The following is a 15,272-nucleotide window of genomic DNA, read 5'->3' on the forward strand; positions in this document are numbered from 1 at the left end:
AGGGTCGCAAAGCGACCCCGGCAAATCCAAGCCGAGCGCCAATTGACAACACCTTGAAAGGGCCGACTGTTAATGCAGATCCCGACGCAAGTCCGCCAGGTAGGGAAACGCCTCCCGCCCTTTCAATACCCGCTCGTGTTGCAGGTCCGCCAGCAACAGCCCCTCTTCGTCCCCAGCCATCACCAGCACATCACCATCCGGCCCGACGATGCTGCTCTGCCCGCAATACCGGATCTCGCCTTCGCTGCCGCAGTAGTTGGCGTACACCAGATAACACTGGTTCTCCTGCGCCCGCGAGCGCACGGTCACCTGGCAGACGAAGTCATAAGGCGCCATGTTCGCCGTCGGCACCAGGATCAGCTCGGCACCGTTCAGCGCCAGGCGCCGGGCGTTTTCCGGGAACTCGATGTCGTAGCAGATCAGCAGCCCGACCTTCCAGCCGTCCAGCTCGACCACCGGGAAGTGATCGGCGCCGGGGCTGAACATCGAGCGGTCCAGCTCGCCGAACAGGTGGGTCTTGCGGTAGTTGCACAGGCTGCGGCCATGGGCGTCGATCAGTTGCACGCTGTTGTGGATCGACCCGTCCTCGGCCCGTTCCGGGTAGCCATAGACGATGGCGATCCGGTGCGCCTGGGCGATCTCGACGACGCTCATGGCCGAGGGGCCGTCCTCGGCCTCGGCCAGGCGTTCCACCTGGTCCAGGCCGATGTTGTAGCCGCTGAGGAACATCTCCGGGCACACCAGCAACTGCGCGCCACGGGCGGCCGCCTGCTGGGCCTGGTGCTGCAGGCGCTCGAGATTGCCGGGCACGTCCAACGGCTTGGGCGTGCCCTGGAACAGGGCGATGCGCATGAGGCTACTCCTACGCTCAGTCGGCCAGGGCGATTGGGCCGATCTCGTGGAACACATCGCCCGGGCCGGGGTTGTCCGGGTGGGTCTGGCCACCGAAGTGGTTGATGATACCCCACACCGCGTTCAGCGAAGTCTGCACCGCGCCTTCCACCCAGGCCGGGGTCCACGACACATCGTCACCGGCGATGAAGATGCCGCGCTGTTCGGCGGGCATGTCCTGCTGCATGAAATGCGCGTACATGCGCTGGTTGTAGCGGTAGTGGCCCGGCAGCGCGCCCTTGAAGGCGCCGAGGAAGTGCGGGTCGGCCTCCCACGAGATGGTGATCGGGTCGCCGATGATATGCCCGGCGATATCGGTCTTGGGGTAGATCTTCTTCAGCGCGTCGAGGGCCAGTTGCACGCGTTTTTCGGTCGGGTGCGGCAGCATCTTCAGGGCGTCGCTCATCCAGGCGTAGGACAGGCAGATCACCCCTGGCTTGTCGTCGCCGTTGTCGAACAGGTAGGTGCCGCGGGTCAGGCGATCGGTGAGGGTCATGCTCATCAGGTCGCGGCCGGTCTCCGGGTCCTTGTCCTTCCAGAACGGCCGGTCGACCATGACGAAGGTCTTCGACGACTGCATGTAGCGGGTGCGGTCCAGGGCCATCCACATCTTCTGCGAGAACAGCGACTCCTCGCAGTCGATCTGGGTGGTCAGCAGCCAGCTCTGGCAGGTGGTGAGCACCGCCGCGTAATGGCGCACGTCGCCGTAGTTGTCGGTGACCGCCAGGCGGCCATCGGCGGCGCGGGCGATGCGCTTGACCCCGGTGCGCGGCGCGCCGCCGTGCAGGCCGCTGAGGCTGGTGCCGGCCGGCCAGTGGGCGCAACGCTCCGGCACATGGCGCCAGATGCCCTGCGGTACCTGCTCGACGCCGCCGACCACCAGGTGCTGGTGATCGTCGCAGTTGGTCATCACCACGCGGAAGATTTCCAGCATCGAGTTGGGGAAGTCCGAATCCCAGCCGCCGGTGCCGAAACCGACCTGGCCGAACACTTCGCGGTGCTGGAAGCTCAACTTGGCGAACGAGCGCGAGGTGGCGACGAAGTCATAGAAGGTGCGGTCGTCCCACAGCGGTACCAGCTTGTTCCACAGGTCCTTGAGGCGCGGCACGTCGCGGTCGCGGATGGCCTGCTGGATATCACCGAACTGCGCGCCGCTCTCCAGGGCGTCGGCCCAGGCCTCGGCCACTTCGTGGAACAGCTGCGGCAGGTCGGCGGATTTCTCGGCGTAGTAGGTCTGGCCTTCCAGGTCGATGACCGTGCTGCCCGATGCCGGGGTCAGCGGGTTGGGGGAAGGGCTTGGTCTCCAGGCCCAGCTTGTCGACGTAGTGGTAGAACGCCGTGGACGACACCGGGAAGCGCATGCCACCCAGTTCGGCGACGATGCCGTCGGTGCCGTTGAACGCCTGCGAGCGCAGCCGGCCACCCAGCTTGGAGGCTTCATACACCACGGGCTTGAGGCCCAGCTTCATCAGCTCGTAGGCCGCCACCAGCCCGGCGATACCGCCACCGACGATCGCCACCTCTTCGCCATGGCGCTCCTTGGGAATGCTGCCCAGGCCGGCCGGGTGCTCCAGCCAGTCGTCGAAGGCGAAGGGGAAGTCGGGGCCGAAGATGGTGATGGGTTTCTTGCCGTCGGCGGGGTGGCGGTTTTTCTTGTTCATGTAATGACCTTGCCAGGGGCTGCGCAGGGGGCGGAGCCTGAGTATAGAGAATGCCTGGTGGCCATTTTATGAAGTGGGGTGCTCGTTATTAAGGTGCAGAGTGGCGTCGTTATGTGCTTTGTTTCGTCTTAATGATTCATGTTTATTCAATACTGACGAATCAGCTCAGCGATGCCAGATGCTCGACGGTTTCAGGGTACTTCTGCACCAGTCGAATCAGCGCCACGGCCTGGGCGTTGGGCTTTGAGCGGCCCTGTTCCCAGCTCTCCAGGGTGCGGGCGTTGGTGCGCAGGTAAGCGGCAAACACCGCCCGGGACATGTTCAGGCGCTGGCGCAGTTCGGTCAGTTCGTTGGGGGCCAGCGGGACAAGCTCCTCGAAGGTCACCTTGTGCGAGCGCAGGGTCAGTTTGCCGGCGCGCTCATCGGCGAGGGCGTCGAAGCCTTCGGTGAGTTCAGTGAAGATGTTGCGTGGCATTGGTCGTCCTCATTAGGTATTCGCGTTCAAGCAGGTGCTTCAAAGCCTGGCGTTGCTGCGGTGTCAGATCATCCTGGAGTTCCTTTCCGTACAGCGTGAAAAGCCAGAATTGCAGACCGGCCTGCCACCAGTAGTAGATGATCCGGGTGCCGCCTCGCTTGCCTTTTTGGCGCAGTGCATCGGCGAAGCGCATCTTCCTGAGGCCACCCGTTCCCTTGATGACGTCACCCGCATGGGGATGCAGAAGCAGTACGCGTTGCAGAGACCGAAAATCTTCATCGTCCAGATACTGGCTGCGAAAGCGCTCGAAGGCGGGTAGTTCGACAAATAGGGCATCCATGATTTGTACGTGATCCGCGTATAGTTTGTGATGAGGTCGCCGCTACGTCAATAGGGCGGACTGTCATCAGCCTAAACGTGGATTGAGGGCGTAGTGGCAGGGGAGGGTTGCCGGATATGTCATTGGGGGACAGGTAGGTCTTTGTTTGTCAGACCATTTCCTACAGACGTGAAATTTAACGAGACCTATCCTACAAGCCCTGTCGCTCCGGTCTGGCTGTGTGGGTAAGTCTTCGCGGTTAACTTCAGCCGGTCACCGCCTATTCGGTGATCGGGCGTGAGAACCCGGCGATCAAATTGGAGGCATGCTGTCATGGCAGCTGTGCGCGGGCAGGTTCTGCCTGGCCGGAATGTAGCCTCCAACTTCGCCGGTTCTCACCCCGCGCATGGCTGCCACCCATTCCCGTGAGAAGGTTGCGTGGTGGCCTCCTTGAGCCGGTAATGGAGGCAATACCCATGAAAAAGATCGTCCCCGACCCACCCCTCTCCCTGAACCCAACCACCGAGCAGTCCTTCTGCTCCTGCCAGTCCAGTCATCCCCCGATCTTCACTGTGCGCCCCGGTGTCGATGCCGCCGACGCCCAGGTCCACGCCAGCATGCTGGCCCGGGCCATCCAGGAAATCGCCGATGAATACGCCCAGCACCATGCCCCCGAGGCGGGGCGGGCGATGATCTGGTCGATCCTGCATTCGGCGGAAACGGTGCGCGCGCTGCTGGACGGGCTGCTCGACGCGATGGAGGCCTGAGGGCCGGGCGCCGCGGTCAGCCCGGCTGGCCGCGGTCCACCTTGCTGCTGAGGATGATCGACGTGGTGGTTTTCTCCACCCCGTCGAGGCTGCCGATCAGGTCGAGCAACTGGTCCAGTTGCTCCGGCGAGTCGCTGAGCAGCCAGGCCACGTAGTCGAACTCGCCACTGACCGCGCACAACTGCTGGACCTGCCCCATGGCGCTGAGGTGGCGCACGATGTCCTTGCCCGAGCGCGGCTGCGCCTTGATCCCCACGTACGCCTGCAGGCCGCCGCCGATCAGGCGCTGGCCCAGGCGCACGCCATAGCCGGTGATCACCTTGTTGCGCTCCAGGCGCTCGAGCCGCGAGTTCACCGTGGTGCGGGCGATGCCCAGCTGGCGGGCGAGGGTGGCGACGCTTTCGCGGGCATTGATCTGCAGCAGCGCGATCAACTGGCGATCGATGGCGTCAAGGGCGATGGAGGAGGTGGCCGGCATGGTAGGTCTCTTTTGTCGAGCTGCTAGCCTATGCAAGCGCGACCGCTTCGCGCAAGGCGCACAGAGGCGTCCGGGGCTGGTATTGCGCCGACAAGACGGTACGATGGCAGGCCGCTGCCATCGGGCAGCCTGGACCATGGCAGGAGTGATTGACCCATGAAGTTCAAGGACTGGTACTGGCGGCGATGGATTCGCCAACACGGTTGCAAGGTGAGCACAGGCATTTCCAAGTTCGGCAAGCGGGCGAAGCTGGCGCTCGAAGCCGAAGTGCGCATGGGCGATGTGGCGGTCAGCGCCGCCACCCTCGACGTCGCGATCGGGGCTCATACCTATATCCGCAGCGGCGGTTCGCTGCAGGTGGTCGAATCGATCGGGCGTTACTGCTCCATTGGCAGTGCGGTGGTCATCGGCCAGGAAAAATACGCCCACCCGACCGACTGGCTGAGTTCCCACCCTTTCCAGTTCACCGGCACCCAGTGGCAATACGAACCGCCGAGCACACCGGCGCGTATCGGCCACGATGTGTGGATCGGCGAGGGCGCGATGATCATGGAAGGTGTCGAGGTGGGCACGGGCGCGATCATCGCCACCCGCGCCCTGGTCACCCGGGACGTACCGCCCTACGCCGTGGTGGCGGGCTTTCCGGCCAAGGTCGTGCGTTTTCGATACCCGGAAGCGATGATCGAGCGCCTGCTGGCATCGCGCTGGTGGGAGCGCGATACCCGGCAGTTGCTGGAACTGCCGCTGCACGACCCTGCCGCCTGCCTTGACCGGATCAGCGGGCTGGGTGAGGCCAGTTACTCGCGGATCGAGATCTCGCGGCGCGGGTGCAAGGTGCTGGCGTCTGCTTGAGTCGCCGCGAGACTGAATCGACTGGGGCTGCTGCGCAGCCCATCGCGGGCAAGCCCGCTCCCACAGGCTTCGCGCATTGGCGGGCGAATGCGTGGGAGCGGGCTTGCCCCGCGATGGGCCGCAAAACGGCCCCGGTAGGTTTCGATCAACGCGCGGCGCTGGTCTGCGCCGTGGTGGCACAAGGCGACTTCAGGCCAGCGGTCATGCTTTCGACGTTGTCGAGCATCTGGTTGCCCTTGTTGACCTTCTGGGCGTTCTCCGCCAACTGCATGCGCTGGTCATAGGTGGCCGAGGTGCCGTTCATGCTGTTCTTGGTTTCCAGCACCGAGTTGGCGATGCTCAGCAGGCTGCGGCCGGTGGAGATCAGGTTGTCGGTCGCACTGGGCGTGCAGGGCGCGTTGCCGCCGGCCATCTGGTTGGTCTGTGGGCCCTGGTTGTAGGCGCCCGGCGCCACGCAACCGGCGAGCGTTACCAGCATGGGTGCAATGAGCAGGGCCCTAAGCGTTCCTTGGATGTTCATGTGACGTTCCCTCGATCACCGGGCTCCGACCCGGTGCCGAAGCGATGGAGTGATTCTAGAAACGGGGCCGTGGCGGCGAAATAGAACGGGTGTGCTAAAGGCACTTTGCCGCTGCCAGGCCTGTGGCACATCAGCCTTGTTCGAGAAAGCACCGCTTACATTTCTCGGGGTGAGCAGCGTGCGCAGCAGTGGTAGTGTTCAGTGCAACCATTGCACTCTATGCTCGACCATGCCTACCATCCAAAGACTGTCCGATTGCTCGATATGTACGCCGCTGATCATCCGCCACCTCATTTCCACGTGCGGTTCAGTGATGGCCGTCAGGCGCTGATCACCATCGAGGAACTGGCACCCCTGACTGGATTAGGTGGCGCGCGCGTTTCCAGACGCGCTTTGAGCGAGGTGCTTGGCTGGGCCTCGGCCAACAAAGTCCAATTGCTTGCCAAGTGGAAGGAGTTGAATCCATGACCAGTAGGCATTTCTTGCTGACCGATGTTGCCGTTACTGCCCCCGGCAGCTTGTTGCTGAGTTATGCGGATGGTGAACGGCTGCCAGTCAACCTCCATGAGATCATCGCTCGTCACCCGACCCTGCAAGCACTAGGCGACCCGAAGGTTTTTGCCACCGCCGCACTCGGAGAGTGGAGAGATAGTGTTATCTGGATGGATGACGATAATCTCGAACTGGCGTCGGATAATCTGCGTGCACGCGTTCTGGAGCAAGCAGGCGAATGCTCTCATGAAGTGATCCTTGATTGGATGGCGAAGCACGGTCTCACACTTGACAGTGCGGCGCAGGAACTGGGGTTGAGCAGGCGGATGCTGGCGTATTACCGGAGTGGCGCAAAGCCTGTGCCTCGGATAGTTGCATTAGCCATGAAGGGGTGGGAGAGGCAGGAAGTTGAAAGGGACAGTGCCAGATCAGTGGCTACCTCTAATCCAATCAAGTTAAACGTTGAGAAGTTGGGTAAGAGTGTTAGTCCATCTTCCAGTCCGCCTAGGAAACGAGCCTGACTCCTCGAAGGCAGTACGCAAAAAGCCGCGCAAAAGCGCGGCTTTTTTGTTTGGTGGGCCCACACGGACTCGAACCGTGGACCAAAGGATTATGAGCGAGCTATGGTGGCATTTCTCGGTGTCGCTTACCGTTCCTGCTATTCCATAAAATCCAGTAAAAACAGCTAGTTTCCACGTTCCTTTGTTTTCCGGCGTTTCAGTCAGTACCCTAGTTTTTCGTCCGAAACGGGGAAGGAACGGGGAAGGCAATGGCAAAACGTGCAAGATTGACCGACCTGGAAGCTCATGCGGTCAAGACCAGGAAGTCGGAGCCAGTCGGTTCGCGAGGCAAAGGAACGTTGCTCCTGGAGCGCAAGGCATCCGGTGCCATTAACGCCTACTACCGTGAGAGAACACCCACCAGCGATCAGCGTCTGCCGCTTGGCACGCTAGCCCGCAAGCCCCGACCAGGAACAGGCGAGCGAACATTAGATGAGCTGAGATCTGATGCTATGCGCCTGGCTGGCGAGGTAGGGGCCGCAGGCGGTATTGGAAAGTACCTGGAACAGCTGGCAGAGCATAGCGCGGCGATGGAGGTGGAAAGGCTTCGGCTACAGCGCCAGGCGGAGGCTTTGGCGCGGCGCGGCACCTTTGGTGAGCTGCTGGATAGCTACGTGAGCAAAATGGTGGCAGAGGGCAGGGTAAGCGCCAAGGAAATCGAGAACATGTTTCGACTGCATGTGAAGGACTACCATCCGGGGCTGGTAGACCGTGTGGCTGCCGACATCGAGCCAGAGGATATACAGCTCATCTTGGCAGGCGTGCTGGGTCGTAAACCCAAGGGGCGGGGGATTGGCCATAAGGCTGCGGGGACATCGGCCAACGGCATGCGCACGACGTGTGACAAGCTACGCCGCTACCTGCAAGCCGCCTTCAGTCATGCTGCAAAAGCCCACCTTGCTCCTGAGCGGATAGCCAATGAGGGCAAGGTCTTTTCGATCCGCTCCAACCCAGTGAGAGACATCCCTGTCACTCAAGGAACTGGGGCCGGTGACACCGAGTCGCTCACACCTGATGAGTTGGGAGCCCTTCTGAGGCACCTCGACACACTGCCCGTCAGGCACGCGGCGATCGCCAAGGCAGCCATTTACCTGGGTGGTCAACGCCTCACCCAGCTATGCACTGTGCCTTGGGAGGCCGTCACAGACGACACGCTGTGCCTTATGGACGGGAAAGGGCGCAAGCTTCAAGCGTGGGAGCATTTGCTACCGATCACCGAGCGAATCGGCCAGATCCTCGAGCCGCTGCTAGATGACCGCATTGGCCCTGGGCCTTTCTCGCTGACGCTCGGGAAGTCTGCTAATCCAAATACTGTCTCGGCCATGTTTATCGATGCAGGTCGATCACTTTCGGCAGCCGGTAAGTCCCGTGCGTTCACCTGGAAGAATGTTCGCGTGACGGCTGAATCACTCCTGGCACACCTAGGCGTCGGCGCTGAGGTGCGGGCTTGGCTGCTATCACATGGCCGCAGTGGAGTGCAGGCAAAGCACTACGACCGTTATAGCTACCTGCCTGAGAAGCGCGCGGCTCTGGAGCAGTGGGGTAGGTACTTAGATGGCCTGGTCAACGGCGATTCACCTGCCAATGTGGTGCTGTTAACCCGTCGCTCAAAAAAATCCGACGAACGGTAGTTTCGTCTCGGTTAATGGATATGTGGCCCACATATCCGTGCATATCCCCCAGAGTGATAACCAGAAAGCTAAAACCCTTCTAAATCAGCTGCTTGACTGGCTTCTCTCCGCTCTCTGCGCATTGTTTTAAGTGAGAAACCGTAGATACCATTCGATCACTGGATGACCTCCACGAACAGCTCTGAAACATCCGAATTAGACGGTGCTGACCGGAATGACTTCGTGGATTTGTGTGTACTGCAGGCAAAAGAAACCCCGGTATTTGCCGTACCGGGGCTTATCAGATGAAGGCGATATCAGCGCCCTCCTGCGTACATGGAAAAACCAGTACACGTTCCGAGAGGTGAAGCGGTTGCAGAGATTTCGACTTGGGTCGTAAGCCCAGCCGGAACTGTATTGCGAGTGGGAGGGCCATGCAACATCTGCCTTCCACCCATGCTCCACCGTCTCGGTTTTTCATAGCGCTTAGAGAGATCGACGATGACACCCGCCATTGACAATGCACCAGTTCCGAATGTTCCGCGTGCTGGTATCCGCGCCACCACCGAACAGCTATGCACTCTCTACCAGATCAGCCGTACCACCTTTTGGCGCTGGACGAAAGCCGACAACTTCCCCGTACCGATTCGTGCTGGTCGCGTCCTGCGCTGGGATGCAGAAGCCATAGACGCCTTCCTCACCAACAGGAAGGGTTGAGCCATGCCGATTCGTACAGCGACCCCATCGAGGGTTGCAAAGTCACGCGTGCGCCGCTATCGTTCGTTCGTCGCTGCCAATTCAGCGACCGGGTTTGGCGACCCGACTACTGTTAGGCGCACAAGCGCCCCCATCACGATTGCAGGCGCTTTTTTTGTGCCTGCACATCCTGTTTATGGTGGCTGTGCGCGGGAGACCCTCGGGTCTGCCGGGTGCCTAACGTCCCGGTTCGCCAACCTGCGCACAGCTGCCACCCTAAATCGTTTGGCGACGATCAGTGGCAGCTCCAACGCTACGTTAGGAGTACCACCAATGAAAGCCCTCATTCCGCCCGCAATCCGCGCACTCGCTCACCGTCGCATGGCCTTGAGCGCCCTCCGCGCAAATTCGTCCCTTTCTGTACGTCTCAAGCGCTACAACGACCACATGAACATTGTTCGAACCCTGGAAAGCCAAGGTTGCGCAATGAGCAAGCAACAAATCAACAACCCTGATGCCTTCGCCCCTGCGGGGCTCAGCTCGCTACGCTCGACTCTTTACCAGCGTGGGCTGCTCGCCCACACCCCGGCAGGGCAGTGCCCTGCACCCATGGGCTGCAAATCGCCGCTGCTGAATCCGGCCGATTGATCACCTGGGGCACTGGTTGCCATTGATTCGAGCTGTTGCGAAGCGGGTTACAGGCGTATCAGCCCTGTGATCTTCCTCCCCTCATTACGGGACGATTGAGATGAACATTTTCAAAGAGCGCAGTGATGCGCTGACGGGTTCGGCTTGCCTGGAAAAAGCCTTTGATGTGTTGCACCTGGGCGCGCACAGCGCTCAAGTCGGGTATGTGAAGCCCATTCGGACATATCGCTTGGTCGGTGACCAAGATAGCGTCCAGGCGGGCGACTACGGAACGGCAATTGGCGGGGACAGTGGCACTGCCATGACCGGGGAAAGCGGAATGGCAGTCGTGGGCGATCGGGGCTCAGCGCTGGCAGGAATGTTCGGGACGGCAAGTGCTGGAGAGTGGGGACGTGCCACCGCTGGTGATGGCGGTGTGGCCTCTGTTCTTACTTGCGGTATCGCCATTGCTGGCCATTGTGGGGTAGCAAATGCCGGTGATTACGGTACTGCCTCTACCGGTGACAAGGGTACGGCCAGCGCAGGAATTGGGGGAGCGGTCTGTGCCGGCGAGCAGGGGGAAATTCGCCTCAAGTATTGGGATGGTCGGGCGCAGCGCTATCGGACTGCTGTTGGTTACATAGGTGAGAAAGGTTTAGTAGCCGGAGTTTTTTACAGGCTGGACAAAAACCATCGCTTCATCGCCGTGGGTGCTTCCCAAGGGGGTGTCCAATGAAAATTGGCGTTAAAAGCTCCCCGCTTACGATAGAGCAGCTATCGCAGCTCTCTGGACAGTCCATCTCTTCTATCCGTCGTGAGATCAAGAATGGGGCCTATCGCACCATTCCAAAGACTGACGGCACAAAAGGCGTGCTCATCGACATGGAAGACTTGGCGCAGCAAGCAACGCAGCAAGCCGAAGAAGCTCTACGCCAAGCCCGAGGGACAAGCCTTCTCCGAAAGGAGCAGAAATGATGAGCCACTTGCGACCTGTTGAATTGATCCGTCATGCAGCAGCTGGAGCCCTGAGTGCGGCTGATGTGCTTTTGGCCGAATGGCTTCCTGAAGGCAAACGTAAAGGCCGCGAATGGGTGGCGGCGAACATCGCTCGCGGGGATCGGCAAGCCGGTTCCTTCGGTGTATCGCTCGACACAGGCCGGTGGAATGATTTCGCTGACAGCGGTGCCCATGGCGGCGACCTGGTGTCGCTGCTGGCCTATCTGCGCGGATGCGGTCAACTGGATGCGGCCAAGGAAGTGGACGAGCGCCTGGGCCTGGGCCTCTTCAAGCTTACGGTCACGGATGCTCAGCAGCTACAGGAACGCCAACAAGTGTCCGAGCGCGAGCGTGCATCTTGGCGCCTGCGTGAACAACAGCTTCAGGAGGAAAAGCAGCTCCAGGCTGCCCGTGAAGCCGCGCAGCTCTGGAAAGTAGCGAAGGCCGCCGATCCACTGCACACCTACCTGTTGGCCAAGGGGGTGAAACCGTACCTGGTGCGCCAGTTGGGACAAGGACGGTTGGTGGTGCCGCTCTGTGATAACGGGCGCTTGGTGAACCTGCAGATCATTACGCCGGATGGCAGCAAACGCTTTCTGATGGGGGGGCGTGTACAAGGTTGCTATTCGCCACTGGGCAAACTCTCCGAGGGATGCCGCCTGTATGTGTGTGAGGGTTGGGCAACGGGCGCCACGCTGCACCAAACCACCGGGTGTCCGGTGGTCTGTGCGATGAATGCCGGAAACCTTAAGGCTGTAGCCATGGCCATGCGTGAGCGCTATGGCGCCACGCTTGACCTAGTTATTGCCGGTGACGATGACCGCAGCACGGCTAGTAATCCGGGAAAGCGTGCTGCCAACCAAGCCGCACGTGCTGCCGATGCTCGTGTGGTTTTCCCTGAGTGGCCCTCTGACGCCCCCTCCGCCCTATCCGATTTCAACGACCTGCACCTCTGGCTTGCGGGTCGATCCAACAAGAGCTGCAAGCCATGAGCACACATGAAAAGCCTCCGACCTTGAGCCTGGTGGGCGAGCCACAAGCACCTGCATTCGAAAAGCTGGAGCGGCCCCGCTACGCCGTTTACGAGCACCCTTGCACTGTGGAGGGCAAGCTCTACAAGGCCGGCACCTGGTATCACGGATTGAAGCAAAGCGGGCCTGACGAGAAGGCCATTCCGGTCGATCACTGGATCTGTGCCCCCTTGAATGTGGAAGCTGAAACGATTAATTCAGAGGATGGCACCATAGGCCGCTTGCTGTCGTTCACTCACCGGGGACGGCGCATCGAATGGGTCATGCCTATGGAGGCATTGGGTGGGAAGGGTGATGAGGTATTGAAGGTGTTGCTGAGTCGCGGGCTGGTCATCGAGCACCACCAGCGCCGCCAGATCGTGCCCTACTTGGCCAGCCACCAGTCACCTGAGTTGGTGATCGCTACCACCAGCAAGCCGGGCTGGCATGAGTCGGGGGCGTTTGTACTACCGTCTCGCGTCATTGGCGGGGACAACGTGCGTTTCCAAGACTCTGGCAGGGCGGCCAACATTTTCACCAGCAAGGGCACCGTCGACGGCTGGCAGACCGAAATTGCCGCCCGGTGTGTGGGCAACCCCGTGTTGATCCTGTCAGTTTGCTGTGCCCTGGCGGGCCCTTTGCTCGCCAAGGTGGGGGTGAATGGCGGCGGCGTACACCTGGTGGGTGATTCGTCGAGTGGTAAATCCCTTGCCCAGCTCCTCGCAGCGTCCGTATGGGGCAATCCTGGGGCGTTCGCTGCTTCCTGGGACGTATCGAAGGGCGGTATTGAGATCGAGGCCGCATCGCGTAATGACACCATCCTGATCTTGGACGAAATCAAGCGGGCTGACCCGAAGCGGGTTCAGGAAATGGCGTATGCCATCGCCAACGGCATGGGTAAGGGCACCATGACCAGGGAGCGAGAGGGCCGTGCCAAACTGACCTGGCGTGTCCTGGCGCTATCCAGCGGGGAGCGTTCACTGTCAGACCACGCCGCCATTGGTGGCAGCAACGCCCACGCCGGTGCCGAGCTGCGCATGGTGGATGTCAATGCGGGTACTCGCGCACACCGCGCTTTTGATGACGTGCATGGGTTGACGGGGCAGGAGTTTCACCGGGTTGTGAGCGATGCCGTCACTCAGCATTACGGCCACATAGGCCCGGCGTTCGTGGAGTCGCTCATTCAGCATCCGGAAGATCTGCACAGCGCATTCCGGCAAGTACGGGAAGCCTTTGCCACCGAGAGTTCACAGGCAGGCCGGGTAGCGGATCGCTTCGCAATCATGGCGCTGGCTGGTGAATCGGCTATTCGCCGCAAACTGCTGAAATGGCCGAAAGGGACTGCCATCAAGGGCTGCCAAACGCTGTTCAACGAATGGCTGCAAACGATGGGTGACGGTAGTGCAGAGGATCGGCAGATACTCAGTGGTATTAGCGAATTTATCGCCCTACACAGTGACAGTCGTTTCTCAGACATATGCGCGGAACATGCCAATGTAACTGTTCGTGAACGCGCTGGTTATTACCAGGTTGAATCCGATAAGCGTCTCTATTTGTTTAACCCTCCAGGTCTTAAAGAGGCTGCCTCGGGTTTTAGCCAGGCACGAATCGTACGCGCCTTGATCGGCGTGGACGCTCTGGTGCAAAAGGATAGTGAAGACAACCGGTGGACGAAAAAGCGACGCACGCCAGGTGGTGGGAATTCCCGTTTTTACGTGATTGACCCCGATAGGCTAGAGAAAGAGGGGTAAGCCGGCCGCGCTACCCCACAAGGCATGCGCGCAGAGCTATTTTTGATCGGGAACACCGGGAACACCGGGAACGGTCAGAGAATACGGGGCTTCTGGCGTTCCCATTTAAAACACAAGAGTGGGAACATGGGAACACAACTCTGTTTAATAGGGTACGTCCAACCCATTTTGTTCCCGGTCAAAAAATTGCGGGAACAGAAAAATGCTCTGGAGGCCGCATTCTAGAAGGGTTTTCCCGAAAATCCCGCGTTCCCCAATTTTTTGAAATCAGACGCGGTAAATAGGGGGGGCGGTGGTTTGTGTTGACAGGTATCTGAAGCTTTGACCTATGCGAGTGTTTTGCACGCCAGGTGGTGGGGTTGAGGCAAGCCGCCGACCGTGACCCCCACCCCCTTGGCGAGCCGCTTTTGAGCCGTGCCGTCTGGCCTCAAATGATGTCTGCCCCATACTTATCATCGCTGCCCGGTTTTATACCGCCCGCCTGATTGATTAGATCGATAGTTGTCCAGGGGCCCGAGCGACCACGGAATATCCTGACCCCTTGTTCTATTAAGCACCGCTCAACATCGGAGCGCCGTTGATAACCTGTAACTTGCTGAAGGTCCTGGAACGTCAGCACACCAGGTACGGCCCTAGTCATGTCAATAAGTCCAGCTGCTGGAGTATCTGTCTTTGCTGCTCCTCAGTGAGTTTCAAAATTCGATCAATCACTGTGTTACCTACTGTTTTTGAATTTGGAGATTTTAGTGTGTGAGAAAAACTGAACTCTGAAACAAAGCTGTGCCCGCAGTGCGGCTCAAGACACATGCAATAGAGTTTTGCATAGGTAGGTGATTCTTCTTCAACTCTGGAAATACGTGCCTTATTTCCACAAGATCCACAATAAATCCGCATTCATTGCGCCTCAAAAGGACGGATAGCTGTCTGCTGTATGTTAATATTAACATGCTGGTGCGACATGCTGCGCATGTTTCCAGCGTTGCACTTTTAGAAAAACTTTCTTCGCTAAGTGAGGCTCTTAATGCCCCGATCACTTGTTACTTCCTGGAAGCGTGTCGCTACGAGTGGGCCGACTGCTGACGGGCGAGAAATCAAAGCGCAGGATTTACGTGACTGTGCCGAAACCTATTCGCCATCTAAATACACCGCTGTTATCTGGGTCGATAACCAGCGCGGCAGTGGCGCGCACGGTACAGTTTACTCTGTGCGCTTGGTCGATAATGATACTGGGCTTGCAAAGGGCCAAGTAGCATTAGAAGTACAGATGAAGCCAAACGCCCGCTTGCTCCAGTTGAATCGCGACGGAGAAAAGTTGTTTTCTAGCGTCGAGATAACGCCAAATTTTGCTGGGTCTGGTCGGGCTTATATGACAGGCCTTGCTGTTACTGATGAGCCCACCAGTCTCGGAACCCAGGAACTCTATTTCTCCAAGAAAGCGAATACTGCCACCTATCGCACAAACACCGTGCCGATGCGTACTGCCCCCATGAGCAAGGTGCTGGCCGCAAGCCTGAAGCGCGTTACGCGGGAGGTTAGCGTTCAGGTGAGGGCCTTCAAAGAACGTAAG

At 59.7% G+C, this 15,272-nt stretch carries 18 protein-coding genes and 2 pseudogenes; 12 read left to right on the plus strand and 8 right to left on the minus strand.

Annotated features, from left to right (window positions below):
* Positions 1–69: 69 nt before the first annotated feature.
* From ACZ899_RS21300 to ACZ899_RS21315, 4 genes and pseudogenes are all read right to left on the minus strand, one after another.
* A complete protein-coding gene (locus ACZ899_RS21300; protein ID WP_234561410.1) occupies positions 70–852 on the minus strand; it encodes a carbon-nitrogen hydrolase family protein in 783 nt (260 codons plus the stop codon).
* A gap of 16 nt (positions 853–868) precedes the next feature.
* Positions 869–2,552, minus strand: a pseudogene (locus ACZ899_RS21305) (flavin monoamine oxidase family protein).
* Positions 2,553–2,712: 160 nt separating this feature from the next.
* Entirely contained in the window at positions 2,713–3,027 is a 315-nt protein-coding gene (locus tag ACZ899_RS21310) for a helix-turn-helix domain-containing protein (protein WP_198742843.1), read from the minus strand.
* Positions 3,005–3,367, minus strand: coding sequence for a toxin (locus ACZ899_RS21315; RefSeq protein WP_096049207.1), 363 nt, complete (start codon positions 3,365–3,367; stop codon positions 3,005–3,007). Before ACZ899_RS21315 ends, ACZ899_RS21310 begins: the two co-directional genes overlap by 23 nt.
* 455 nt (positions 3,368–3,822) lie before the next feature.
* Here ACZ899_RS21315 and ACZ899_RS21320 point away from each other — a divergent pair, with 455 nt between their 5' ends.
* Positions 3,823–4,113 carry a hypothetical protein gene (locus ACZ899_RS21320; protein WP_234561409.1) on the plus strand — a complete coding sequence of 97 codons (291 nt, stop codon included), beginning with the start codon at positions 3,823–3,825 and terminating at the stop codon, positions 4,111–4,113.
* Between the two features lie 16 nt (positions 4,114–4,129).
* Here ACZ899_RS21320 and ACZ899_RS21325 read toward each other — a convergent pair whose 3' ends face one another.
* On the minus strand, positions 4,130–4,591 hold the full coding sequence (locus ACZ899_RS21325) for an Lrp/AsnC family transcriptional regulator (protein ID WP_088852407.1): 462 nt from the start codon (positions 4,589–4,591) through the stop codon (positions 4,130–4,132).
* 156 nt (positions 4,592–4,747) lie between these two features.
* Here ACZ899_RS21325 and ACZ899_RS21330 point away from each other — a divergent pair, with 156 nt between their 5' ends.
* Positions 4,748–5,443, plus strand: a complete 696-nt coding sequence (locus ACZ899_RS21330; RefSeq protein ID WP_234561408.1) for a CatB-related O-acetyltransferase — start codon at positions 4,748–4,750, stop codon at positions 5,441–5,443.
* Between the two features lie 145 nt (positions 5,444–5,588).
* Here ACZ899_RS21330 and ACZ899_RS21335 read toward each other — a convergent pair whose 3' ends face one another.
* Entirely contained in the window at positions 5,589–5,963 is a 375-nt protein-coding gene (locus tag ACZ899_RS21335; protein ID WP_234561407.1) for a hypothetical protein, read from the minus strand.
* A 219-nt stretch (positions 5,964–6,182) separates the two neighbouring features.
* Between ACZ899_RS21335 and ACZ899_RS21340 the strand changes: the two genes are divergently transcribed.
* From ACZ899_RS21340 to ACZ899_RS21380, 9 genes are all read left to right on the plus strand, one after another.
* Positions 6,183–6,431: a DUF4160 domain-containing protein gene (locus ACZ899_RS21340; RefSeq protein WP_234561406.1), complete on the plus strand. Its 249-nt coding sequence runs from the start codon at positions 6,183–6,185 to the stop codon at positions 6,429–6,431.
* Complete coding sequence (locus ACZ899_RS21345; protein WP_234561405.1) at positions 6,428–6,976, plus strand: DUF2442 domain-containing protein; 549 nt, start codon at positions 6,428–6,430, stop codon at positions 6,974–6,976. The genes ACZ899_RS21340 and ACZ899_RS21345 overlap by 4 nt, the downstream gene beginning before the upstream one ends.
* 248 nt (positions 6,977–7,224) lie before the next feature.
* Positions 7,225–8,646 carry a tyrosine-type recombinase/integrase gene (locus tag ACZ899_RS21350; protein ID WP_234561404.1) on the plus strand — a complete coding sequence of 474 codons (1,422 nt, stop codon included), beginning with the start codon at positions 7,225–7,227 and terminating at the stop codon, positions 8,644–8,646.
* A gap of 480 nt (positions 8,647–9,126) precedes the next feature.
* Positions 9,127–9,342 carry a helix-turn-helix transcriptional regulator gene (locus ACZ899_RS21355; protein WP_234561403.1) on the plus strand — a complete coding sequence of 72 codons (216 nt, stop codon included), beginning with the start codon at positions 9,127–9,129 and terminating at the stop codon, positions 9,340–9,342.
* 312 nt (positions 9,343–9,654) lie between these two features.
* The gene (locus ACZ899_RS21360) at positions 9,655–9,969 is read left to right on the plus strand and encodes a hypothetical protein (RefSeq protein WP_234561417.1); all 315 of its coding nucleotides are present in this window, start codon (positions 9,655–9,657) and stop codon (positions 9,967–9,969) included.
* A 100-nt stretch (positions 9,970–10,069) separates the two neighbouring features.
* The gene (locus ACZ899_RS21365) at positions 10,070–10,684 is read left to right on the plus strand and encodes a YdhT family protein (RefSeq protein WP_234561402.1); all 615 of its coding nucleotides are present in this window, start codon (positions 10,070–10,072) and stop codon (positions 10,682–10,684) included.
* Positions 10,681–10,923: a hypothetical protein gene (locus ACZ899_RS21370; protein WP_110679026.1), complete on the plus strand. Its 243-nt coding sequence runs from the start codon at positions 10,681–10,683 to the stop codon at positions 10,921–10,923. The genes ACZ899_RS21365 and ACZ899_RS21370 overlap by 4 nt, the downstream gene beginning before the upstream one ends.
* Positions 10,920–11,936 carry a toprim domain-containing protein gene (locus tag ACZ899_RS21375; RefSeq protein WP_234561401.1) on the plus strand — a complete coding sequence of 339 codons (1,017 nt, stop codon included), beginning with the start codon at positions 10,920–10,922 and terminating at the stop codon, positions 11,934–11,936. The genes ACZ899_RS21370 and ACZ899_RS21375 overlap by 4 nt, the downstream gene beginning before the upstream one ends.
* Entirely contained in the window at positions 11,933–13,705 is a 1,773-nt protein-coding gene (locus ACZ899_RS21380) for a DUF927 domain-containing protein (protein WP_234561400.1), read from the plus strand. The genes ACZ899_RS21375 and ACZ899_RS21380 overlap by 4 nt, the downstream gene beginning before the upstream one ends.
* 427 nt (positions 13,706–14,132) lie before the next feature.
* Here ACZ899_RS21380 and ACZ899_RS21385 read toward each other — a convergent pair whose 3' ends face one another.
* Together ACZ899_RS21385 and ACZ899_RS21390 are read right to left on the minus strand one after the other, a co-directional pair.
* Positions 14,133–14,345 carry a DUF4224 domain-containing protein gene (locus tag ACZ899_RS21385; RefSeq protein WP_234561399.1) on the minus strand — a complete coding sequence of 71 codons (213 nt, stop codon included), beginning with the start codon at positions 14,343–14,345 and terminating at the stop codon, positions 14,133–14,135.
* Complete coding sequence (locus tag ACZ899_RS21390) at positions 14,342–14,599, minus strand: ogr/Delta-like zinc finger family protein (protein ID WP_234561398.1); 258 nt, start codon at positions 14,597–14,599, stop codon at positions 14,342–14,344. Before ACZ899_RS21390 ends, ACZ899_RS21385 begins: the two co-directional genes overlap by 4 nt.
* Positions 14,600–14,726: 127 nt before the next feature.
* Between ACZ899_RS21390 and ACZ899_RS21395 the strand changes: the two are divergent.
* Positions 14,727–15,179, plus strand: a pseudogene (locus ACZ899_RS21395) (GPO family capsid scaffolding protein); the annotation flags it as partial.
* Between the last annotated feature and the right edge of the window lie 93 nt (positions 15,180–15,272).

Source organism: Pseudomonas sp. TE31087 (genome assembly GCF_057284075.1).

Bases quoted from the DNA above. Each gene is read 5' to 3' on its own strand.
- ACZ899_RS21300 (WP_234561410.1), bottom strand. From the start codon at position 852: ATGCGCATCGCCCTGTTCCAGGGCACGCCCAAGCCGTTGGACGTGCCC.
- ACZ899_RS21310 (WP_198742843.1), bottom strand. From the start codon at position 3,027: ATGCCACGCAACATCTTCACTGAACTCACCGAAGGCTTCGACGCCCTC.
- ACZ899_RS21315 (WP_096049207.1), bottom strand. From the start codon at position 3,367: ATGGATGCCCTATTTGTCGAACTACCCGCCTTCGAGCGCTTTCGCAGC.
- ACZ899_RS21320 (WP_234561409.1), top strand. From the start codon at position 3,823: ATGAAAAAGATCGTCCCCGACCCACCCCTCTCCCTGAACCCAACCACC.
- ACZ899_RS21325 (WP_088852407.1), bottom strand. From the start codon at position 4,591: ATGCCGGCCACCTCCTCCATCGCCCTTGACGCCATCGATCGCCAGTTG.
- ACZ899_RS21330 (WP_234561408.1), top strand. From the start codon at position 4,748: ATGAAGTTCAAGGACTGGTACTGGCGGCGATGGATTCGCCAACACGGT.
- ACZ899_RS21335 (WP_234561407.1), bottom strand. From the start codon at position 5,963: ATGAACATCCAAGGAACGCTTAGGGCCCTGCTCATTGCACCCATGCTG.
- ACZ899_RS21340 (WP_234561406.1), top strand. From the start codon at position 6,183: ATGCTCGACCATGCCTACCATCCAAAGACTGTCCGATTGCTCGATATG.
- ACZ899_RS21345 (WP_234561405.1), top strand. From the start codon at position 6,428: ATGACCAGTAGGCATTTCTTGCTGACCGATGTTGCCGTTACTGCCCCC.
- ACZ899_RS21350 (WP_234561404.1), top strand. From the start codon at position 7,225: ATGGCAAAACGTGCAAGATTGACCGACCTGGAAGCTCATGCGGTCAAG.
- ACZ899_RS21355 (WP_234561403.1), top strand. From the start codon at position 9,127: ATGACACCCGCCATTGACAATGCACCAGTTCCGAATGTTCCGCGTGCT.
- ACZ899_RS21360 (WP_234561417.1), top strand. From the start codon at position 9,655: ATGAAAGCCCTCATTCCGCCCGCAATCCGCGCACTCGCTCACCGTCGC.
- ACZ899_RS21365 (WP_234561402.1), top strand. From the start codon at position 10,070: ATGAACATTTTCAAAGAGCGCAGTGATGCGCTGACGGGTTCGGCTTGC.
- ACZ899_RS21370 (WP_110679026.1), top strand. From the start codon at position 10,681: ATGAAAATTGGCGTTAAAAGCTCCCCGCTTACGATAGAGCAGCTATCG.
- ACZ899_RS21375 (WP_234561401.1), top strand. From the start codon at position 10,920: ATGATGAGCCACTTGCGACCTGTTGAATTGATCCGTCATGCAGCAGCT.
- ACZ899_RS21380 (WP_234561400.1), top strand. From the start codon at position 11,933: ATGAGCACACATGAAAAGCCTCCGACCTTGAGCCTGGTGGGCGAGCCA.
- ACZ899_RS21385 (WP_234561399.1), bottom strand. From the start codon at position 14,345: ATGACTAGGGCCGTACCTGGTGTGCTGACGTTCCAGGACCTTCAGCAA.
- ACZ899_RS21390 (WP_234561398.1), bottom strand. From the start codon at position 14,599: ATGCGGATTTATTGTGGATCTTGTGGAAATAAGGCACGTATTTCCAGA.